This is a genomic window from Aeromicrobium sp. (genome assembly GCF_036675695.1).
Classification (GTDB): domain Bacteria; phylum Actinomycetota; class Actinomycetes; order Propionibacteriales; family Nocardioidaceae; genus Aeromicrobium.
Window position 1 is genome coordinate 1 of the sequence record NZ_JAKFEL010000237.1, and the last position, 1,731, is coordinate 1,731.

General features: G+C 64.6%; 1 protein-coding gene. It reads left to right on the forward strand.

The genetic code is table 11. The features are described from left to right. On the forward strand, positions 1–1,731 hold a 1,731-nt coding region (locus V6M39_RS15670; protein WP_332644748.1), incomplete at both ends, for a T1SS-143 repeat domain-containing protein.

The following is a 1,731-nucleotide window of genomic DNA, read 5'->3' on the forward strand; positions in this document are numbered from 1 at the left end:
GGGCTTTTCGAGGCCAGCGGTGGGTTCGTCACCATTTCGCAGACAACGCCGCCCAAGCCAATCACGGTCAAGCTCAGCGCCTTCACAACGCAGGACGAGGAAGGCACGAATGGTTCCGGGGATGGCGGCGTCGCCGGCGCGGGCTTCTTTGACGGACTGGTCGACGGCAACGGCGTCGCGGTGGATGGCGCCGACGACCTGGGCTATATCCAAAGCGTGACCTTGCGCAACGCCGACGGCACTATCGTCACCGTCCCCATTGGTGGTGGTGGCAGCTTCATCTTCGAAAACATCAGCACCAACGTAACCATGGGTGGCTACTCCGTGACGTTCGCACAAACGGACGACTTGGAGGACGGCGCCGGTGGGGAACTCAACCAAACCGTCACCGTGACCGGCCCCTTGGCAACGATCGATTACACGCTGGCCGATGGCACCACGCACAACCGCCTCGTCGTCGAAAACGCAGGCACGGGCAATTCCACCTTCGACATCGGCGGCATCGGCCTGCCCAATCAGGTGGTGCTTCCGCAGGAAGTTGGTAGCGCTTTCGTCTTTGAAGACGACGCGCCCACCATCGGTGTCGCGCAGCAAAAAACGGTTGACGAGGATGCCTTGACCGGCCAGAGTACCGGCATCGACAACGGTCCCGGAGACGTGGGTGCGGGGGTGCTGGCCACCGCCAGCGGCTCGCTCGCCGGCATGTTCAACGCCGGCAACGACGGACTTAAATCCTTTGGCATGTCCGACGCCCAGGCCGACATCAACCTGATCACGGCCTTTGACTCCACCTCGAACCCAGACGTTGCTGTGTCGCCGCTGAAGTCCAAGGGTGGAACAGTGACGTATGACGTGGACGGCAACACGCTTTGGGGATTTGTCGATGCGGGCGCCAGCCCATTGGTATACGACGCCGGTGTCGACCGGGCCGTGTTCAAGCTGGAACTGACGGACGACCCCGTCGACGTCGACACGGACCTCGACGGCTATCTCTTCACGCTGCTCGATCAACTCGACCACCCGACCTTCGACACAGACCCAACCCACAACGACACCGAGAACGAGATCCTTCTGAACCTCGGCTCGGTGTTGAAGATCACCGATATGGACGATGACTTCGTAACGGGCGAGGCGGGCTCCCTGCAGATCACGGTGGACGACGACACGCCGATCAGGACGGGCGTGGTCGGCGGCGGCACGGTGGACGAGGACGGCGTGCTCGAAGGCGCCGCGAACAACGGCCCGGGCGACGGCATTGCCGGCGGGCCGGCGGGCGGTAGCGATGTGAACGGTGAAGCGGTGACGGCGACCGGCAACGTGAGCACGATGTTCCAGTCCGGCGCGGATGAGGACCTGACCTATACGCTGACGAACACCGGCCTGCCGGCGCTGACCAGCGGCGGCGTGACGGTCACCTACCTGGTCACGACGGCCGCAGGCGTGGACACCTTGACCGCCTCGGCCGGGGCCGGGAACACGGTGTTCACGCTGGCCCTGACCAAGGCGACGGGCGCCTACACCTTCACGCTGGTCGATCAGCTCGATCATGCCGCGGGCCTGGCCGAGAACGACCTGAGCCTGTCGCTGGGCGCGGCGATCAGTGCCACGGACTACGACGGCGACTCGGTGGCGGCGCTGGCAGCCGACTTCGTGATCGTGGTGGACGATGACACGCCGATCAGGACGGGTGTGGTGGGCGGCGGCACGGTGGACGAGGACGGTGTGCTCGAA